The following is a 19,980-nucleotide window of genomic DNA, read 5'->3' as shown; positions in this document are numbered from 1 at the left end:
ACGCTTCGACGCGGTGACCCCTCACGCCCGGTAGGTCTGGGGGGTTTCGCTTTTTCCGGGGACGGCACACTTAGAGGGCACGATCCGCGCGTTCGGGCGAGAAGGCAGGGAAAGGTACGCAGACCATGAGTGGCCAGGCAGAGGGCTCGACGAACACCGAAGAGGTCCCGCGGTTCCGCTACACCGCGCAGACCGCAGCCGAGATCGAGCAGCGCTGGCAGCGGCGCTGGGAGGAGCTCGGCACCTTCCACGCGCCCAACCCGGCCGGCTCGCTGAAGGGCGAGGTCAGCGACGAGAAGCTGTTCGTCCAGGACATGTTCCCGTACCCGTCGGGGTCGGGCCTGCACGTCGGGCACCCGCTGGGCTTCATCGGCACCGACGTCTACGCCCGCTTCAACCGGATGCTGGGTAAGAACGTCCTCCACACGATGGGCTTCGACTCCTTCGGCCTGCCCGCCGAGCAGTACGCGGTGCAGACCGGGACCCACCCGCGCACCACGACCGAGAAGAACATCGAGCGGTACCTGACCCAGATCCGCAGGCTGGGGCTGGGCCACGACGAGCGCCGCCGGGTCGCCACCACCGACATCCCGTTCTACCGGTGGACGCAGTGGATCTTCCTGCAGATCTTCCACTCCTGGTACGACACCGACGCCGACCGCGCGCGCCCGATCAGCGAGCTGGAGGCGCAGTTCTCCTCCGGTGAGCGCGCGACGCCCGACGGCCGCCCGTGGGAGGAGCTGCCGCGCGCCGAGCAGCGCCGGATCATCGACTCGTACCGGCTGGTCTACCTGTCGGAGGCGCCGGTGAACTGGGCGCCGGGCCTGGGCACCGTGGTCGCCAACGAGGAGGTCACCGCCGACGGGCTGACCGAGCGCGGCAACTTCCCGGTGTTCCGCCGCAACCTAAAGCAGTGGATGATGCGGATCACCGCCTACGCCGACCGCCTGGTCGACGACCTGGACCGGCTGGACTGGCCGGACAAGGTCAAGACGATGCAGCGGAACTGGATCGGCCGCTCGCAGGGCGCCAACGTGGTGTTCCCGCTGGACGGCTCGGCGGGCAGCATCGAGGTCTTCACCACCCGGCCCGACACCCTGTTCGGCACGACCTACCTGGTGCTGGCGCCGGAGCACCCGCTGGTCGACGAGCTGACCGCGGCCCAGTGGCCGCAGGACCCGGACCTGCGCTGGACCGGCGGCGCGGCGACGCCTGCCGAGGCGGTCGCGCAGTACCGCCACGCGGCGTCGATGAAGTCCGACCTGGACCGCCAGGAGAACAAGGAGAAGACCGGCGTCTTCACCGGTGCCTGGGCCACCAACCCGGTCAACGGCGAGCAGGTGCCGGTGTTCATCGCCGACTATGTGCTGATGGGCTACGGCACCGGCGCGATCATGGCGGTGCCCGGCGAGGACCAGCGCGACTTCGACTTCGCCGAGGCGTTCGGCCTGCCGGTGGTGCGCACCGTGCAGCCATCGGAGGGCTTCGAGGGCGGGGCCTACAGCGGTGAGGGACCGCGGATCAACTCCGCGAACCCCGACGTCGGGCTGGACCTCAACGGCATGCACCTGGCCGAGGCCAAGAAGACCGTCATCGAGTGGCTGGAGTCGCACAAGCACGGCTCGGGCACCGTCCAGTACAAGCTGCGCGACTGGCTGTTCGCGCGGCAGCGCTACTGGGGCGAGCCGTTCCCGGTCGTCTACGACTCCGACGGCATCCCGCTGGGGCTGCCGGAGTCGGAGCTGCCGGTCGTGCTGCCCGACGTCGAGGACTACTCGCCGCGCACCTTCGACCCCGAGGACGCCGACAGCAGGCCCGAGCCGCCGCTGGCCAAGGCGACCGACTGGGCCGAGGTGGAGCTGGACCTGGGCGACGGGCTCAGGCAGTACCACCGCGACACCAACGTGATGCCGCAGTGGGCGGGCTCGTGCTGGTACCAGCTGCGCTACATCGACCCGGACAACGACGAGCGGTTCGTCGACCCGGAGAACGAGCGCTACTGGATGGGCAAGCGCCAGCAGCAGCACGGTCCGGACGACCCGGGCGGGCTGGACCTCTACGTCGGCGGCGTGGAGCACGCGGTGCTGCACCTGCTGTACTCGCGGTTCTGGCACAAGGTGCTCTACGACCTGGGCCACCTGTCCTCGGAGGAGCCCTACCGCCGCCTGTACAACCAGGGCTACATCCAGGCGTACGCCTACACCGACTCGCGGGGCGTCTACGTCCCGGCCGAGCACGTCGAGGAGCGCGACGGGAAGTTCTTCTTCGAGGGTGAGGAAGTCCGGCGCGAGTACGGGAAGATGGGCAAGAGCCTGAAGAACTCCGTCTCCCCGGACGAGATGGCCGACGCCTACGGCGCGGACACGCTGCGGCTGTACGAGATGGCGATGGGTCCGCTGGACACGTCGCGGCCGTGGGCGACCAAGGACGTCGTCGGCTCGCACCGGTTCCTGCAGCGGCTGTGGCGCAACGTCGTCGACGAGAACACCGGCGAGCTGCGCGTCACCGACGCCGAACCCGCCGTCGAGGTGCTGCGCGCGCTGCACAAGACGATCGCCGGGGTCCGCGAGGACTACCGCGAGCTGCGGTTCAACACCGCGGTGGCCAAGCTGATCGAGCTGAACAACCTGCTGACCAAGGAGTACTCGGCGACGGGCGCGCCGCGTCGGGTGGTCGAGCCGCTGGTGCTGATGGTCGCTCCGCTGGCGCCGCACATGGCCGAGGAGCTGTGGTCGAAGCTGGGCCACGGCGGGAGCCTGGCGCACGGTCCGTTCCCGGAGGCCGAAGAGCAGTACCTGGTCGAGGACACCGTCGAGTACCCGATCCAGTTCAACGGCAAGGTCCGCTCGCGGATCGTCGTCCCGGCCTCCGCGGGCCAGGACGAGGTGAAGGCGGCGGCGCTGGCCGACGAGAAGGTGGTCGCGGCGCTGGACGGCCGCGAGCCACGCAAGGTCATCGTGGTGCCGGGCCGGCTGGTCAACGTCGTCGGCTGAGCATCGGCCGCACAACGCCGGGTCATCCTCGGATGACCCGGCGTTGTCGTTCTTGAGCCCCTTTCGCGGTAGACAGGGGGCCGACGCTGATTGCCGCGCGGCGCGTGCGGCATCACATAGCGAGGTTACCGACGGGTAACTACGCTCGGCGGTGTCGACGCCTACCTTTGGAGGGCACATGGACGTCCCGAAGACCCCGGCCGCCTTCGACCGCGCCGAGCTCGCCGAACTGCTCGACGGGCGATGGGCGCAGGTGCGGACCCACGTGCGGCGGGCACTGGCCGGCGTCGACCTCTCCCCCGGCGACCACCTCGACACCGAGTCCCACCGCGCGCGGACGCTGGAGCAGCTGCACCTGCTGGTCGAGAGCGGGATCACCGGACTGGGCTTCCCGCTCTCGCACGGCGGCCAGGGCGACACCGGCGGTTCGGTCGTCTCGCTGGAGATGCTGTCCGGCAACCTGTCGCTCATGGTCAAGGCCGGTGTGCAGTGGGGCCTGTTCGGCGGCGCGGTCGTCGCGCTCGGCACCGACCGCCACCACGACCGCTACCTGGCCCAGATCATGAACCTGGAGCTGCCCGGCTGCTTCGCGATGACCGAGACCGGCCACGGCTCCGACGTCCAGCACCTTCGCACGACCGCCACCTACGACCCGGCGACCGAGGAGTTCGTCGTCCACACCCCGCACGAGGCGGCGCGCAAGGAGTACATCGGCAACGCCGCCCGCGACGGCCGGATGGCGGTGGTGTTCGCACAGCTGATCACCGGAGGCGACCGCCACGGCGTGCACGCGCTGCTGGTGCCGCTCCGGGACGAGCGGGGAAATCCGCTGCCGGGCGTGCACATCGAGGACTGCGGCCGCAAGGCCGGCCTCAACGGCGTCGACAACGGGCGCATCACCTTCGACCACGTGCGCGTCCCGCGCGAGGCGCTGCTCAACCGCTACGGCGACGTCGAAGCGGACGGCACCTACGCCAGCCCGATCGCCAACGAGAGCAAGCGGTTCTTCACCATGCTCGGCACCCTGATCCGCGGCCGGATCTCGGTGGCGGGCACCGCGGGCGGTGCCGCCAAGCTCGCGCTGCGAATCGCCCTGCGCTACGCCGGCGTGCGCCGCCAGTTCGAGCGGCCCGGCACCGGCGAGGAGACCGTCGTCCTGGACTACCTGGCCCACCAGCGCAAGCTGCTGCCCGCGCTGGCGAAGTCGTTCGCGCTGCACTTCGCGCAGGAGGAGCTGGTCAGCACCCTGCACGACATGCAGAGCTCCGACGACGCCCGCGCGCAGCGGGAGCTGGAGTCGCGGGCGGCCGGGCTCAAGGCGGTCACCACCTGGCACGCCACGCACACCATCCAGACCTGCCGCGAGGCCTGCGGCGGGGCAGGTTACCTGGCGGAGAACCAGCTCCCGCAGCTCAAGGCCGACACCGACGTCTTCACCACCTTCGAGGGCGACAACACGGTCCTGCTGCAACTGGTCGCCAAGGGGCTGCTCACCAACTACAAGGACCAGTTCGACGACATCGGCACGCTGGGCATGGCCCGGTTCGTCGCCGACCAGTTCGTCGGCGCGGTCATCGAGCGCACCGCGGCGCGACCGCTGGTGCAGCGGCTCGCCGACGCCGCGCCGGGCAGGGACGACGAGAACGTCATCTTCGACCGGGGCTGGCAGCTGCGGCTGTTCGACGACCGCGAGAAGCACGTGCTCGACGGACTGGCGCGCCGGCTGCGGCGGGCGACGGGCAAGGACGCCGACCCGTTCGAGGTGTTCAACAACGCCCAGGACCACGTGCTGCGGGCCGCGCGCGTGCACGTCGACCGGGTCGTGCTGGAAGCGTTCGTCGCAGGCATCGAGCGGTGCCGCGACCGCGACACGGCGGCGGTGCTGGAACGGCTCTGCGACCTGTACGTGCTGTCCACGGTCGAGGAGGACCGAGCCTGGTTCCTGGAGCACGAGCGCCTGAACTCGCGCCGGGCCAAGTCGGTCACCGAGGCGGTCAACGCGCTGTGCGGCCGGCTGCGGCCGCACGCGGTGGACCTCGTCGAGTCCTTCGGCATCCCGGAGCAGTGGCTGACCGCCCCGATCGCCACCGGCGCGGAGGCCCGCCGCCAGCAGGCGCAGCGGGCGCACGACGAGGGCTGACGCGCCGGCGGCCTGGCTACTGGAGGCCGATCTCCCGGGCGAGTTCCGACAGCATCGAGTCGAACAGCATGTCGGCGTGGTTGAGGTCGAACGGGAAGCGCCCGAACACCTCCAGCGCGACGTGCCCGTAGAGGCGGACCCACCAGCGCAGCAGCGCGTAGACGGCCTCCGGGAGCAGCGCCTCTGGCGGGACCTCGATGCCCTTGGCGGCGAACGCCTCGGCGAGTTCCCGCTGCTCGCGCGAGAAGTCGAGGTGACCTGCGTCGGGGACCGACGCCAGGCTGTCGTGCGACACGCCTTCGGCCATCAGCGGGCCCACGAACCGGAGGAAGACACCGGCGAACTGGTCCTGCCCGGAGCGGCGGTCGGTCTCGGCCGGCGGGCTGCCGAACACCAGGGAGAACTCCTGCGGGTGCTCCAGCGCCCACTGCCGGAACGCCCGGCACACCGCGAACACCCGCTCGCGGTAGTCGGCGTCGGCGGGTTCGAGGCCGGCCGAGAGCACCGCGGCCAGGTCGGTGCAGATGTCGTCGCAGAGGGTGCGCAGCAGGTCCTCGCGCGAGTCGTAGTAGCGGTAGAGCGCAGGAGCGGTGATGCCGAGCTCGCGGGCGATGGCGCGCAGGGTGACCGCGTCGCGGCCGCGGCCGACGAGAAGCGCGCGCGCGTGGTGGCGGATCTCCTGATCGGTCGCCGCCCGCATCCGCTCGCGCCGGGTGACCTCGGTCATCTGCCGCTCCATCGTCTCGGTGTCCGTGCCGGGTGGCTACAGTAGCGAACGGCCCCGGTTAACGATGTTCACAAAGTTGACGGCATTAATGGCAGGGCCGGTGCGAGCATCCCGCCCACCGGGCGCTGGAATATCCCTCTGCGCCGGGCCGTTGGCCCACCGGACGCGCAAGCAGGCAGAGAAGAGGAGAGCCGTGTCGCAGGAAGTCGTCGTCTACACCCGCCCGGGCTGCCCGTTCTGCACGTCGCTGCGCGCCGGGCTCCGGCGTGAGGGCCTGGAGTTCACCGAGGTCGACATCTGGCAGGAACCCGAAGCGGCGGCTGTGGTGCGCTCGATCGCCGACGGCAACGAGACGGTGCCGACCGTGGTGGTCGGGTCGTGGTCGGCGGTGAACCCGCAGGCGCGGGCGGTGCTGGAGGCCGTCGCGGAACACGCCCCGGAACTGCTGCCGGAGCAGAGGCCCTCGGTGGTGCGCGGAGCGCTCAACGCGCTGGGATTCTCCAAGTCCAAGGACAGCACTCACGGCTGAGAGAGCCGCGCCGCGAGCGCAATCCACTGCGGCGCCCGGAGAACTACCAGGGGCCGACCGCACGGGGGGCGTTGCGGTCGGCTCCCGGCTTTGTTGAGATCGTCGATGGCGCGATACCGACGAGCATCAACTAATAGAGTCTGACGCTCAACGGGGCCGAAAAGATGCGGGGTGCCCGCAAATTACCCTCGAACGGGTGGACGCGAACGGCTGTCCCGCGTCTCCGGAGCGAAAGGTGTCCGGTGGGTGGGACGCCCACCTCACCGGACACGATCCTCCACAGTGGTCCCCTGATGTGCTGATTCGCTCGAAACCCCCCGGTCCGAGCTACATCAGGCCATCACGAGAACGGGGCCGGTGCGGCCGTAGGAGGCGTGGAACCTCCTGCTGCGGCGGTGTTCCTCCTCGGCCTCGTGGAACGGGTCGGCGGTCTGGCGCTGGTCGGCGAAGCTCGTGTCGACCGGTTCTCCTGGAATGGGCACGTGCATCTGCGGTACCTCATCTCTGGTCGGCGGAAGTTCGTCCTGTGCGTTGGTTCTGTGCTCCCGGGTGGTTCGCGGATCCGGTCTGTCCGGCTCCGCGGAGCCCCCGGTCTGACTCATCACCGCGAGCATCGCGGTGATGCGGTCGATCTCACCGGTGATCGAGTTCGGGGTCGGTTCGGCGATCGCGGCTGGTGCTCCGTGGTGCTGTGCCATGACCCAAGATTGCTGCTTCCGGGTGGCCCCGGGGATCCGTACGGCTACTCATGCGTTACTCATCGGTAATGCATGCCTTGCTCTGTACGAGTGACGTAAGAACCACTGACGTCGTAGCGAATGCGCAGCGTGTTGGTCGCGCGCGGGCCGAACGGTTGATGCGTGCCTACGATCGTCCCAAGGTGGAACACTGGAAGGTATGGTCTAGACCATGTCTCGTTTGAGTGGTGTCGGAGTCAGCTCCGGCCGCGCCTCCGGACCGGTCGCCAGGGTGAGCGAGCCGCTGCCGGAACCCGCCTCCGGACCCGCGCCGGCGGACCCCGCGGCCGAGGCCGCCCGCATCCGCCCCGCCGCCGACGCCGTCGGCGAACGTCTCTTCCAGCGCGCTTCGCGCGTCGACGGCGACGCCAAGGCGATCCTGGAAACCACCGCCGCCATGGCGATGGACCCCGCGCTGACCAGCCAGGCCGAGCAGCTCGTCATCAACCGCTCGCTGCCCGCGGCGCGCGCGGTCCACGAAGCCGCGGGAGGCTTCGCCGACGCGCTGCGCTCGGCGGGCGGGTACATGGCCGAGCGCGCCCGCGACGTCCAGGACGTGCGCGACCGGATCGTCGCCGAGCTTCTCGGCATCACGCCTCCCGGCGTTCCGGAGCTGGAGGAGCCGAGCATCCTCCTCGCCCACGACCTCGCGCCCGCCGACACCGCCGACCTCGACCCGGCCATGGTCCTCGCGCTGGTCACCGAGGAAGGCGGGCCGACCAGCCACACCGCGATCCTCGCGCGGGCGCTGGAGATCCCCGCCGTGGTCGCCGTGCGCGGGCTGTTCGACGACACCCGGTTCGCCGGCGCGGTCGTCGACGGTGACACCGGCGAGGTCGAGACGCTCGACGAGGCGGTGCCCGCCGAAGCCGCCCAGCGGGGCGCACCCACCGAGTGGGACGGCGCCGGTGCCACCGCCGACGGCCACGTGGTGAAGATCGTGGCCAACGTCGGGTCGGTCGCAGATGCCCGCACCGCCGTCGAGGCAGGGGCGCAGGGCGTCGGCCTGTTCCGCACCGAGTTCTGCTACCTCGCTGCCGACGACGAGCCGCCGGTGGCGACCCAGCGCTCGGCCTACGCCGCGATCCTCGCACCGTTCGCGGGTAAGCCGGTCGTGGTGCGCACCCTCGACGCCGGGGCGGACAAGCCGCTGGCGTTCCTCGACATGGGCGTGGAGCCCAACCCGGCGCTCGGCGTGCGCGGTGTGCGAGTGTCCTTCGACCGCCAGGGCGTGCTCGACCGCCAGCTCGAGGCGATCGCCGGTGCCGCCGCCGACTCCGGAGCCGACGTGTCGGTGATGGCGCCGATGGTCGCCACCGCCTCGGAAGCGTCGTGGTTCGCCGGGCGGGTGCGCGCCGCCGGTCTCGGCCGGGCCGGGGTCATGATCGAGGTCCCCGCCGCCGCGCTCAGCGCGCGGGAGATCCTCGAGGTCGTCGACTTCGTCAGCATCGGCACCAACGACCTGGCCCAGTACGTCTTCGCCGCCGACCGGATGGCGGGCGCGCTGGCCGCGCTCAACGACCCGTGGCAGCCGGCGTTGCTGCGGCTCGTCGGGATGGTCGGCGAGGCAGGTGCAGAGCTGGGCAAGCCGGTCGGCGTCTGCGGGGAGGCCGCCGCCGACCCGCTGCTCGCCCGCGTGCTGGTGGGACTCGGCGTCACCAGCCTGTCGATGGTCCCGGCGGCGGTGACCGGTGTCGGAGCAGCCGTCGCCGGCGGTTCGCTGGACGCCTGCCGGCGGGCGGCCGAGGCGGCGCTGGGCGCTTCCGACCCGGCGGGCGCCCGGCAGCGGGCGCGGGCGGCGCTCGGCTGACGGGGCGGGCCGCCGGCGGCCCGCGCACCCTCACCGCTGGTCCGGGTCGGCCTCCTGGTCGAGGCCGTGCTCGATCGCGTAGCGCGCGAGCTCCACCCTGTTGTGCAGCTGGAGCTTGCGCAGCGTGGACTGCACGTGGTTCTCCACCGTCCGGTGCGAGATCACCAGCTTGTTGGCGATCTGGCGGGCGGTCAGGCCCTTGGCGACCTGCCGCAGCACCTCGGTCTCGCGGTCGGTCAGCTGCGGCGCGCGGTCGCCGGAGTCCGGGGTGACCGCCATCCGCCGGTACTCGCCCAGCACCAGGCCGGCCAGCCCCGCCGTGAACACCGCGTCCCCGGCCGCGGTCCGCTGCACCGCGTCGACCAGCTCGTCCACCGACGCGGACTTGACCAGGTAGCCCGAGGCGCCGGCCTTCACCGCCTCCAGGACGTCGCTGTGCTCGCCGCTCGCCGAGAGCACCAGCACCCTCGTACCGGGGATCTCCTGGGTGATCTGGCGGGAAGCCTCGACCCCGGAGGTGTCCCCGAGGTTGAGGTCCATGAGCACCACGTCCGGTTTCACGGTGCGCGCGATCCGCAGCGCCGAGACGGCGTCCCCGCTGGTCGCGCGCACCTCGAAGCCGCGCTCCTGGAGATCCCTCGCCACTCCGTCACGCCACATCGGGTGATCGTCGACCACCATCACGGAGACGTGCGGCTCGGTCATCGTTGTCCTCCTTCGCGGCGCTTGGCAGGGCCCGCGCCGTCGCCGCGAGGGACCCGTACCTCCCATTCCGTGCCCTCTCCAGGGGCAGTGTCGAGCGTGATCGTGCCACCGAGGCTGTGTATCCGGCCGCGGATCGACTGGGCGACACCCATCCGGCCCTCAGCGGCGGCCTCGTCGAGCCTGCCGTCCGGGATGCCGGGTCCGTCGTCGCGGATGCTGAGCACGATCTGCTCCGGCAGGTCCTCCAGCAGCACCCACGCCTTGGCGTCCTCACCGGCGTGCCGTTCGACGTTGGCCAGCGCCTCCCGCACCACGGCGTAGAGGTCGGCGCCGACCTGCTCGGGCAGCATGACCTGCGTCGCGGGCACCGACACCTGCACCTTGCCGGTGCGCAGCACCTGGAGCTGCGCGGCGAAGTCGGTCTCGCCGTCCTCGGTGGGTTCCGGGGGCGTCGTCGCGATCAGCGAACGCAGCGCGATCTCCTGCTCCCCGGCGAGCTTGCCCAGCTCGGCGGCCTCCCCGCCGAGCTCGTTGCCGCGCTTGCGAACCCGCGCGAGCACCTGCAGCACGCTGTCGTGGATGGAGCGCGCGAGCCGTTCCCGCTCGGCGGTGGCGGCCTCCGCGCGCAGCGCGCGGGCCAGCCGCTCGGTCGACCGGCGGGCGGTGTCCGACGCCATCCCGAGCAGCAGGCCGGTGCCCACCATCAGGAGGGTGTCCATCCACATCGCCGGGGTGGCGGTCCACCGGATGAGGAAGTTGCAGCCCGAGGCGACGACACCCGAGATCCCGCCGCCGACCAGGCCCCACTGGGCGGCCGCCGCGGTGATCGCCGTCGCGTGCCAGACGCTGACGACGGAGGGGTCGGCGTCCTGCATCGACTGCTCCGACATCACGAACTCGCAGAGCAGCACCAGAGCCGTGACCAGCACCTGGTCCGCGAACACCAGCGCGTTCGTGCGGCCGGAGCGCTTCCGGTAGCGCCAGATCGTGAAGATCGTCCACAGCAACATCACCGCGAGGATCGCCACCGCGAGCCAGGGCCGGACGTAGTCCCGGTACTGCACGGCGAACCACACGCACGCGTACAGGAACGTAACCACCCGAAATGCGTTGTGCGCACGCCAGATGGGTGAGCGGCCGTCGGCGACGCGGGGCTGCGGCGACGACTGCGGGTGCTCCGGCGTGGGAGATGTGTGCGCTGTGGACACGGCTTCGGCTCCTTCCAACTGCAACATCCTGCCTCACTGCGCGTGAGTACCGAGACCGCCGGAATGGGCACTCTGCGTGTTTGTGATCACCGTCCGGCTCAACCCGAATGGCCCCGGTTCGTGCCCTTCTGCCGGATGAGGTGCTGTGCCAAGCTCGCCTGGGGGGAGGTGAGACGGCTTCATGGGGGAATGGCTGTTGTGGAGACTTCGTCCACCGGCACTTGTCTACGTACTTCTCGTGCAGGCATCGGCACTCGGTCTGGTCGTCCCGGTCCTGGCCACCTCGCGGCCACCGCAGCAACGCGACCTCATCATGTTCACGATGCTGGCGATCACCGCGGGTACCGTCATCGTGGCCACCTCGGTGTCGATCACCATTCGTCACCAGGTGCGCCGCAACCCGTGGACGATCCACATCACGTACCTGGCCGCCGGTGTGCTGACGCTGCCGCCGAACCTGCTGGTCCTGCTGCTGCTCGGGCCCGCGCTGCACGGAGTGCTCGACGTCCGGCCGGAGCTGCACCGCTGGATGTTCACCACCGCCGCGACCACCATCGCGGTGTTCTCGGCCCGCTGGGTCGCGGGCTGGGAGCACCCCGGCTGGTCGCCGGTGCAGTTCGTGCTGGTCGGTGCCGTTCTGCTGGTGGTGCGGGCGCTGGTGGTGGCGATCGGGTTGCGGCTGCGCAACCCGGCGGCGCCGCGCCAGGAAGTGCTGGGGGACCCGATCGACGTGCTGCTGGGGATCGTCGCGGCGAGTCTCGGCGGGCTGCTGGCCATCGCGCTGGTCGCCGAACCGGCCAGCGCGCTGCTGGCGGGTCCGCCGCTGGCGCTGCTCGACCTGGCCAGCCAGCTGCCGCAGTGGCGGCGCTCGGCGCAGCGGGACGGCAAGACCGGGCTCGCCAACGCGATGCACTGGGACCGGCTGGCCCGCGTGGAGCTGGCCCGCGCCCGCGCGCGCTCGCACCCGACCGCGGTGCTGCTGCTCGACCTGGACCACTTCAAACGCGTCAACGACGAGATAGGCCACATGGCAGGCGACGCCGTGCTCGCGGCGGTCGCGCTGATGCTGCGGGGCAGCGTGCGGCGCGAGGACGTCGTCGGGCGGTTCGGCGGTGAGGAGTTCGTGGTCCTGCTGCCGGGCGCCAACTCCGAGATCGCGTGCACGGTCGCCAACCGGGTGCGCATCTCCACCGCGTCGCTGTCGGTACCGGCGCGCGACATCAAGGGCAACTACCGCGAGCTCAACGACCTGACCGTCAGCATCGGCGTCGCGACGACCTCGCGGTTCGGCTACGAGCTGGCGGACCTGCTGGTCGCCGCGGACGCGGCGCTGCTGGCGGCCAAGGCGGCCGGGCGCAACGCCGTCACGATGGCCTGACGAGCCACGACTTCCGCGGTCAGGACGGCTTGTCCTCGGACTCCGGCGGTTCCTCCGTGCCCTCCGGCTCGGCCTCGTCCTCGGACTCCGGCGGCGGGAGCACGCCCTCGACCTCGTCGGAGGTCAGCGACCGGATGGCGGAGTTCAGCACGGCCACCAGCGGCACGGCCAGCAGCGCGCCGATGATGCCGGAGATGACCACGCCGACGCTGATCGCCAGCACCACCGCGAGCGCGTGCAGTTGCACGGCCCGGCCGAGCAGCAGCGGCTGCAGCACGTTGCCCTCGATCTGCTGGACCGCGAGCACCACGCCCAGCACGATCAGCGCCGCGATCCAGCCCTTGGTCACCAGCGCGACGAGCACCGCGACCGCGCCGGAGGCCACCGCGCCGACGATCGGCACGAACCCGCCGAGGAACACCAGCGCGGCCAGCGGCACCGCGAGCGGCACCCCGACGGCGACCAGGCCGATCCAGATGCCCACCGCGTCGACGACGGCCACCAGCGCGGTCGCCCGCACGTAGCCGACCAGCGAGGCGAAGCCGCGGCTTCCCGCGCGGTCGACGCGGTCGCGGTTGTCCGCGGGCGCGATCCGGATGACGAACAGCCACACCCGGCGGCCGTCGTAGAGGAAGAAGATCAGCGTGAACAGCGCCAGCAGCAGGCCGGTCAGGAAGTTGCCGAAGGTGCCCGCGGTGGTGAGCACACCGCTGGTGACGCCCTGGGTCAGGGTCGCCTGGTTGTTCTTCAACCACTCCTCGGCCTGCTCGACGTAGGTCGTGATCTGCTGGTCGTTGAGGTGCAGCGGACCGGTCGACAGCCAGTCCCGGATGCCGTTGAGGCTCAGCACGACCTGCGCCTGCAGCTGCGGGAAACCCTCGATGAAGGCGTTGATCACGAAGGTGAGGACCCCGCCGACCACGCCGAGCCCGCCGACGAGGACCACCGCGGTAGACAGCGCCCGCGGCACGCGGTAGCGCGCGAGGGTGCCCACCGCCGGTGCCAGCAGCGCCGCCAACAGCAGCGCGATGGCCACCGGGATGACCACGACGAACAGCCGCGACACGATCATGCCGAGCACGTAGAGGGCGCCGAGGATCACCAGCAGCCGCCAGCTCAGCGCCGCGCCGACCCGCAGTGGGCGGGGGATCGCGCCGGCCGCGTCGTCCGGACCCGTGATCTTGAAATCGCTCACCCCGCAACCGTATCGCCGGGACGGGTCCTGCCGGAGGAGGAAAAGACGATCCGCGGTCGGTGAGCCGCGGCACTTCTCAGGCGCACGCGATCACACGATGTAGCGATGTTGTCGCGCTGCGGATGCGTAATCCGGTCCTGCTTTGGCAGGCTCGCCGTCGGCGCCCACCGGGCGCACGGGCCGAGCCGAACGGCACGCCCGTCACATGGCCGCCAGCAGCGACGCCGAGGAGGCGGAGACCAGATGCCGGAAGCCGACCGGGAACCGCGGGATGGCCGCGGCTTGCGGTTGCTCTCCCGGGTGCTGGTCGTCGCGGGCGCGGCGGTCGCAGGCTCTTCCGCGGCGTGGCTGGCGGGTTCGCCTGCCGAGGCCGTCGAGCTCGCACCGCTTCCGCCGCTGCCGTCCGTCGTGGACGTCGTCGGCGGGCAGCACCGGCTCACCCCCGCGGCCGCAGACGGCCCGTCGGACTTCGGTCTGCCCGGGCTCGACCCGGCCGCGCTGGTCGACGGGTCCGGACTGGTCGACGGTTCAGGGGCGCGCGAGCTGCTCGTCCCGGCGGAACCGGTCGCGCAGGCGCTGCACGAGACCGCCGTCGAGCCGGTGCAGCGGGTCGCGGACTCGGCGGTGACCTCCTCCGGCCACCGCGCCGAGCAGGTGTCGCACACCGTCGGCCGCGGAATCGCCGAGCTGAGCCGTCCGCTGCTGCTGCGCGGTGAGTTCCCGGTGCAGCACACCCATCCGCCTGCGCGGGCTCCGCAGCTCCCGCCGGGCACCGGCCCGGCGCTGCCGCCCGCACCACAGGCTCCGGCCATTGTGGACGTTTCGGGTGCCGCCGAGCGCAGTGCGCGACCCGGCGCCGAAAACCAGCACGGGGAATCGGCTTCGGCCGACGGTGATTCGGAAACGCCGCGTCCGCGGCAGATCCCGGCCAAGCCCCGGCCTTTCACCATTCCAGTCTCCGCACCCGGCTCGGCCGGGAGCGGCAACGCCGCCGACGGACACCACAACGGTGTCGGAATCGGTTGGCACCCCAGCGGTCCGAGCAGTGCTGCCGCGTTCACCCGCGTGTCCGCGCGCGGCGCCGCACCGGCGCTGACCGGCAGGCCGGTCCCGCAGCCCGGCATCACGCCCGACTGACATCGCCCTCCCAAGTCCGCCGACTCGGCGTGACATATGCGCGTTGTCATATTCCATTTGATTTCCGGGGAATTGAGCGTCCGGCCGCCTTTGCAGGCGAAAGCCGAGGACGGGTTCCCGGCAAGACCACCAGCCGCGCAGACGTGATCAACATCTGATGACGGCATCCCCCTGACAGTTGATTTTCATCCCCCTGGTGGGGAAATATCGTGGAGGAGAGTTACATGCAGACTTGGGCGAAGCGCGGCGTGCAGGCCGCGCTGGTCACCGGGGGCATGCTGGCCGCCGGAACGGGGGTCGCGTCGGCCGCCGAGACCTGCCCCGACCGTCCGGCCTCGTCTCTGGGAGAGTCGTTGCTGCCGCCCGCGATCGACGGCTTCGGCGAAGACACGCCCCGGCACCAAGCGTGCTTCGCGGGGGAGCTGTTCCCCGACGAATCCGCTTCCTCGGACACGGTCGTCTACAACAGGCCGCTCGTCGACCACCGCTCCGCCGATGCCCGCACCACCACCATGCTCGGCACTCTGGACCCGCTGCGCGACGTGGTGGCCGCCCTCGACGAGGCGCCCACCCAGGAGATGCCGATCATCGGCGCCCCGCACTGGGTTTCCGCGCAGCAGCCCGTCCGCCGCATGGAGCTCGCCGGCTGGGTCGCCGACACCGCCGACGCCCGCGCGGTCGACACGCAGGGCGGTCAGTCCAACGTCCTCTTCGGACTGCTGCCCACCGGCGCGCAGCCGGAGCGCGGCGGCGGCCCGGTCGGCACCCCGGCCGAGGGCTTCCACCGCTCGCTGAGCTGGACGGGCCCGATCGGTGATGTCGTGCAGAGCGGCGCGCACCACCTCCAGGAGGGTGCGTTTCGACCGGGTGCGGGCCAGGATGTCGCTCACGAGCTCGTGATCCCCACTTCGGACCCGGCCGTGGTCGAGCACTTCGAACGGGCGGACGGCATCGTCGAGCTGTGGCAGGAGGCGCGGGAGCGCAGCCACGCGCTCGCGGCACCGCTGGTGGAGCCCGAGGAGGAGCTGGACCTCACCTCCGCCGAGCTGCCCGGTGCCGACCAGCACCTGATCGACGTGCCGCACCGGCTGGTCGAGGACTCGCTCGAGGTGCTGCCGCCTGCCCCGGCCGCGTCGTCCAAGGAGATCATCCCGCTGACCGTGCCGGGCCGGCACCAGGAGGCGGCCGCCGACGTGCCGTCCCTGCCGCCGATGGCGCTGCTCAGCCTCGCCCCGCACGGCGCCACCCCCCGCAGCGGTGACCCCGTCGAGGCTCCGCTGCCCGCGCTCGGCGAGCTGCACGCCCTCGGCGGCGGCTCGACGTCGGCGCCCGCGGTCAGCCGCATCACCGATGCGCTCGCCGGCGACGCCGCTCCCCGTTCGGAGTTCGCGACCAACCCCGCGGCGTCCCCGGTCGAGGTCGTCACCGTCGACGACCTGACGGCGGCGCTGCCGGTCGAGCGCATGGTGACCGAGAACCCGTTCCGTTCCGCTCTCGCCCCCAGCGAGGTGACCGGCATGGCGCTGCCGCTGCTGGACGCCCCGTCGGACTTCGCCGCGGCGGCGGACTGGGCCACCGTGCCGAACCTGATGCCGGTGCGCACCGCCGCTACCCTCCCGGCGAGCGAGCCGCGCCGGAACGAGGACCTCGTCGACACCGTGGTGTTCAGCCGCATCTGATCCACGACGACGAAAAGCCGGGGCGGGAGTTCTCCCGCCCCGGCTTTTTCATGCCGTCTTCCCGGTCAGCCCACGGGCGTCGCACTCGCCTGCGGCTGCACCGCCGTCGCTCCGCGCCGGCCCCGCCACCAGAGCGCGGCGCCGTAGACCAGGAACGCCAGGCCGAAGTAGACGTAGGAGTTGCCGATGAGGTGCTCGAAGAAGTTCCAGCGCAGCTCCCTGCCCTGGCCCTGCGGCACCTTCCAGTGCGGGCCGAGGGTGAAGAACCCGGCCGCGAGCGTCGTGGCCAGCAGCAGTGGCCAGTCCCGCCGGGTGAACGCACCGCCCGCCAGCAGCAGCAGCGCCGGGATCGCCCACACCCAGTGGTGCGACCAGGAGATCGGTGACACCAGCAGCGCCAGCACCCCGTTGATCGTGATCGCCATCGGGAGGTCGCGCTGCCGGATCGCGTGCAGCATCCCGGCCACCGCCAGCGCCAGGACCACCGCGGCGAGCAGCACGAAGAACACCGTCGGCGCAGGCACCCCCAGCTTGGTCAGCAGCGAGCGAAGCGACTGGTTGCCCGCGTAGACCGTGGCGTCACCGGTGAACTTGGGGCCGAACGAGACGTTGCTGGTGGAGAACACCTCGCGCGTCCAGAACTCGCGGGCGTTGGCGAAGGTCACCGCGAAGCCCAGCAGCGCGGTCGCCACGAACGTCAGGGCCGCGGTGATGATCGTGCGCCCGTCCCGCCGCAGGACGAGGAACAGCAGGAACGCCGCCGGGGTCAGCTTCAGCCCGGCGGCGATCCCGATCAGCAGCCCGCGCGGGTACGGCAGCCTGCGCTCGCCGTCCACCCGCCACAGGCAGTCGACGGCCGCCAGCGCCATCAGCACGATGTTGATCTGGGCGTAGGTGAGCGTCTCCATCACCGGCTCGGTGATGGTGGCCAGCGGCAGCACCGCCGCGGTCACCAGCAGCACCTTGTCCCGGTGGGCGAGCAGGAACGTCGACGCGCTCAGCACCACGTACAGCGTGACCAGCAGCGCGAGGTGGCTGACCAGCATGATCGCCGCCGTCGAGACGACCTTGGGGACCAGCGCCAGCGGCGCGAACAGGATCGCGGCGAACGGCGGGTAGATGAACGGCAGGCTCAGCCCGGACTCGGTGGCGGGCAGGTCGCCGTAGACGTCCCGGCCCGCCAGCAGCGCCTTCGCCCCCAGCCGGTACACCTCGCCGTCGATGTGGTCGTGCGGGTTGATGGTTGACACCAGGATCACGGCGATCAGCTCGGCGACCGCGATCACCACCAGCAGTGGGCGCTGCTCGCGCAACCGCTCGCGCAGGCCGCGCTCGGCGGGTTCGGATCCAGTCACCGGCACATCTCCCCATCAGGTCTTCGCCGCTGCCGCCGCGGCTCGGCGGCCCCGACCAGGGTAGAGGCCGGGAGGTCGTGGCCGGCGCGGTATCCGGGCGCGCGGCGGCGGTGTCCGACGGGTTTTCAGCCGCGGGAAACCCGGCAGACGCGCCCGGTTCCCCGCCAAGATCGCAGGATCGGGTGAGCAAGGTCGCGCGGAGGGCTGGACGCCCACTGACACTGCGTCATGCGCGGTTTCGTAATACCACCGTTACGGGTGGTAGCTGTGCCCTTGAATTCGGACCCACCGGAAGGGGAGGCTCGAACGGACTGCTCCGTTTGGTGGGGAGGAGGGGGCCGAATGAGTGTCCTCGATGTGGCCACACCGGCTCAGCTCACGCCGGTCTGGGATGAACTCATCACCGGGCTGACCGTCGGCGTCCTGCTCACCGATCACCGCGGTCAGGTGCTGGCCACCAACGACGTGGCCGCGGAACTGCTGCAGCTGGCCAGGTCCGACGTGCTCACCGGGACCCGGCCGGAGGACTGGCAGGCCCGCGACGACACCGGTGCGCCGATGCCTGACTGGTCCGAGCTCGCAGGTCAGGTACTGCGCGCCGGGTCACCGCTGTCCATGCCCATGGTGATCGTGCGCGGCGGTCGCGCGCAGAGCCGGCTGTGGGTGGACTACCACGCGGTCCGCGTGCAGGGGCACAGCCGCGTGCTGATGCTGCTGCAACCGGTGCAGACCGACGTGCCGCACAGCCGCGGCCTGATCGACCCGCTGACCGGCCTGCCCGGCCGCATCCTGCTGCTCGACCGGCTCGAGCAGTCGCTGGTGCGCGCCCGGCTCGGCGGCACGCTGGCCACGCTGGTGCTGGTCGACGTCCACCGGCTCGCCGAGTTCAACCAGCAGCACGGCTTCGAACGCGGTGACGAGCTGCTCACCACGCTCGCGGCGCGGCTGCGCGACGGCATGAGCGACGACCGCACGGTCGCCCGCTACGGCGGCGACGAGTTCGCGGTGATCGCCGAGCACCCCAGCGGCACCGGCGAGGAGATCGCCGAGCAGATCCGCCAGACCGCCGGGTGGCCGATGCGGATCGGGCGCCGGCGCGTGCGCCCGGGCCTGCGCGTGTCGTGGGTCACCACCGACGGCCACGCCTCCGTGCACTCCGTGCTCGCCCGAGCCGAACAGCAGTTGCAGCGCTGAGCGCCGCTGAGCCCACGAACAGCGAAGACCGCCGGAGGCACGCCTCCGGCGGTCTTCGCGTGACGGGCCGGTTCCCGCGCGGGGTTCAGTTCTCGCGCTTGCCGTCGATGAAGTCCTCGACGGCCTGGTAGGCCGCGGAGTCGGAGTACTGCTCCGGCGGCGACTTCATGAAGTAGGAGGAGGCCGACAGGACCGGGCCGCCGATGCCGCGGTCCTTGGCGATCTTCGCGGCGCGGATGGCGTCGATGATGATGCCCGCCGAGTTCGGCGAGTCCCAGACCTCGAGCTTGTACTCCAGGTTCAGCGGCACGTCGCCGAAGGCGCGGCCCTCCAGCCGGATGTAGGCCCACTTGCGGTCGTCGAGCCACGGCACGTAGTCCGACGGGCCGATGTGCACGTTGCGCTTGCCGAGGTCGCGCTGGACCTGGGAGGTGACCGACTGGGTCTTGGAGGTCTTCTTCGACTCCAGCCGCTCCAGCTCCTTCATGTTGAGGAAGTCCATGTTGCCGCCGACGTTGAGCTGCATCGTGCGGTCCAGGTGCACGCCGCGGTCCTCGAACAGCTTGGTCAGCACCCGGTGCGTGATGGTGGCCCCGACCTGCGACTTGATGTCGTCGCCGACGATCGGCACCCCGGCGTCGGCGAACTTCTTCGCCCACTCCGGGTCGGAGGCGATGAACACCGGCAGCGCGTTGACGAAGGCCACGCCGGCGTCGAGGGCGGCCTGGGCGTAGAACTTGTCGGCCTCGTCCGAGCCGACCGGCAGGTAGGACACCAGCACGTCGACCTCGGCCTCGCGCAGCGCGCGGACGATGTCGGCCGGCTCCTCGTCGGACTCCTCGATCGTCTCGCGGTAGAAGCGGCCGAGACCGTCGTAGGTGTGCCCGCGCTGCACGGTCACGCCCAGCGGCGGCACGTCGGCGATCTTGATGGTGTTGTTCTCGCTGGCGACGATGGCCTCGGAGAGGTCGCGGCCGACCTTCTTGGCGTCGACGTCGAACGCGGCGACGAACTGCACGTCACGCACGTGGTAGTCGCCGAACTGCACGTGCATCAGGCCCGGGACCCGGGTGTCCGGATCGGCGTCGGCGTAGTAGTGGACACCCTGCACGAGCGACGCCGCGCAGTTGCCGACCCCGACGATCGCCACCCGCACCGCTCCTGCACCGCGGCGGTCTGCGCCCATGGCAGGG

The 19,980-nt window shown here is 71.3% G+C and carries 15 protein-coding genes; 8 read left to right on the top strand and 7 right to left on the bottom strand.

Translation table 11 applies throughout. The features are described 5' to 3' along the window. Positions 1-125 precede the first annotated feature (125 nt). Both leuS and HUO13_RS37070 read left to right on the top strand, forming a co-directional pair. The gene (leuS, locus tag HUO13_RS37075; RefSeq protein ID WP_211899464.1) at positions 126-2,993 is read left to right on the top strand and encodes a leucine--tRNA ligase; all 2,868 of its coding nucleotides are present in this window, start codon (positions 126-128) and stop codon (positions 2,991-2,993) included. Between the two features lie 178 nt (positions 2,994-3,171). Beyond that, positions 3,172-5,133, top strand: coding sequence for an acyl-CoA dehydrogenase (locus HUO13_RS37070; RefSeq protein WP_211899463.1), 1,962 nt, complete (start codon positions 3,172-3,174; stop codon positions 5,131-5,133). Between the two features lie 16 nt (positions 5,134-5,149). Here HUO13_RS37070 and HUO13_RS37065 read toward each other — a convergent pair whose 3' ends face one another. Next, positions 5,150-5,860: a TetR/AcrR family transcriptional regulator gene (locus HUO13_RS37065; protein ID WP_211899462.1), complete on the bottom strand. Its 711-nt coding sequence runs from the start codon at positions 5,858-5,860 to the stop codon at positions 5,150-5,152. Positions 5,861-6,053: 193 nt separating this feature from the next. Between HUO13_RS37065 and HUO13_RS37060 the strand changes: the two genes are divergently transcribed. Continuing rightward, positions 6,054-6,389, top strand: a complete 336-nt coding sequence (locus tag HUO13_RS37060; RefSeq protein WP_211899461.1) for a glutaredoxin domain-containing protein — start codon at positions 6,054-6,056, stop codon at positions 6,387-6,389. 332 nt (positions 6,390-6,721) lie between these two features. Here HUO13_RS37060 and HUO13_RS37055 read toward each other — a convergent pair whose 3' ends face one another. Continuing rightward, complete coding sequence (locus tag HUO13_RS37055; protein ID WP_211899460.1) at positions 6,722-7,087, bottom strand: hypothetical protein; 366 nt, start codon at positions 7,085-7,087, stop codon at positions 6,722-6,724. Positions 7,088-7,298: 211 nt separating this feature from the next. Here HUO13_RS37055 and ptsP point away from each other — a divergent pair, with 211 nt between their 5' ends. Further along, positions 7,299-8,936, top strand: a complete 1,638-nt coding sequence (gene ptsP / locus HUO13_RS37050; RefSeq protein WP_211899459.1) for a phosphoenolpyruvate--protein phosphotransferase — start codon at positions 7,299-7,301, stop codon at positions 8,934-8,936. Between the two features lie 30 nt (positions 8,937-8,966). Here the strand turns inward: ptsP and HUO13_RS37045 are convergent, their stop codons facing one another. Together HUO13_RS37045 and macS are read right to left on the bottom strand one after the other, a co-directional pair. Next, the gene (locus HUO13_RS37045; RefSeq protein ID WP_009945764.1) at positions 8,967-9,641 is read right to left on the bottom strand and encodes a response regulator; all 675 of its coding nucleotides are present in this window, start codon (positions 9,639-9,641) and stop codon (positions 8,967-8,969) included. Further along, positions 9,638-10,876 (bottom strand): MacS family sensor histidine kinase, encoded by a 1,239-nt coding sequence (macS, locus tag HUO13_RS37040; protein ID WP_432757808.1) that lies wholly within the window; start codon positions 10,874-10,876, stop codon positions 9,638-9,640. Before macS ends, HUO13_RS37045 begins: the two co-directional genes overlap by 4 nt. A 211-nt stretch (positions 10,877-11,087) precedes the next feature. Here macS and HUO13_RS37035 point away from each other — a divergent pair, with 211 nt between their 5' ends. Then, entirely contained in the window at positions 11,088-12,227 is a 1,140-nt protein-coding gene (locus HUO13_RS37035; RefSeq protein ID WP_349253354.1) for a diguanylate cyclase, read from the top strand. Between the two features lie 19 nt (positions 12,228-12,246). Here HUO13_RS37035 and HUO13_RS37030 read toward each other — a convergent pair whose 3' ends face one another. Continuing rightward, positions 12,247-13,422: an AI-2E family transporter gene (locus HUO13_RS37030; protein WP_211899457.1), complete on the bottom strand. Its 1,176-nt coding sequence runs from the start codon at positions 13,420-13,422 to the stop codon at positions 12,247-12,249. A 243-nt stretch (positions 13,423-13,665) separates the two neighbouring features. On the opposite strand from HUO13_RS37030, the gene HUO13_RS37025 reads away from it, so the two are divergent. Beyond that, entirely contained in the window at positions 13,666-14,559 is an 894-nt protein-coding gene (locus HUO13_RS37025) for a hypothetical protein (protein WP_211899456.1), read from the top strand. Between the two features lie 224 nt (positions 14,560-14,783). After that, positions 14,784-16,238 (top strand): hypothetical protein, encoded by a 1,455-nt coding sequence (locus HUO13_RS37020; RefSeq protein ID WP_211899455.1) that lies wholly within the window; start codon positions 14,784-14,786, stop codon positions 16,236-16,238. Positions 16,239-16,303: 65 nt separating this feature from the next. Here HUO13_RS37020 and HUO13_RS37015 read toward each other — a convergent pair whose 3' ends face one another. Continuing rightward, positions 16,304-17,593, bottom strand: coding sequence for a glycosyltransferase 87 family protein (locus HUO13_RS37015; protein ID WP_249124347.1), 1,290 nt, complete (start codon positions 17,591-17,593; stop codon positions 16,304-16,306). A 342-nt stretch (positions 17,594-17,935) separates the two neighbouring features. Here HUO13_RS37015 and HUO13_RS37010 point away from each other — a divergent pair, with 342 nt between their 5' ends. Then, a complete protein-coding gene (locus HUO13_RS37010) occupies positions 17,936-18,787 on the top strand; it encodes a sensor domain-containing diguanylate cyclase (protein WP_211899453.1) in 852 nt (283 codons plus the stop codon). Between the two features lie 85 nt (positions 18,788-18,872). On the opposite strand, the gene HUO13_RS37005 is transcribed toward HUO13_RS37010, so the two are convergent. Beyond that, positions 18,873-19,973: an inositol-3-phosphate synthase gene (locus HUO13_RS37005; protein ID WP_211903412.1), complete on the bottom strand. Its 1,101-nt coding sequence runs from the start codon at positions 19,971-19,973 to the stop codon at positions 18,873-18,875. Positions 19,974-19,980 lie beyond the last annotated feature (7 nt).

The organism is Saccharopolyspora erythraea, from assembly GCF_018141105.1.
Lineage (GTDB): Bacteria > Actinomycetota > Actinomycetes > Mycobacteriales > Pseudonocardiaceae > Saccharopolyspora_D > Saccharopolyspora_D erythraea_A.
Note: the sequence above shows the minus strand (reverse complement) of the source record. Positions and strands in the feature narration are given on the sequence as shown.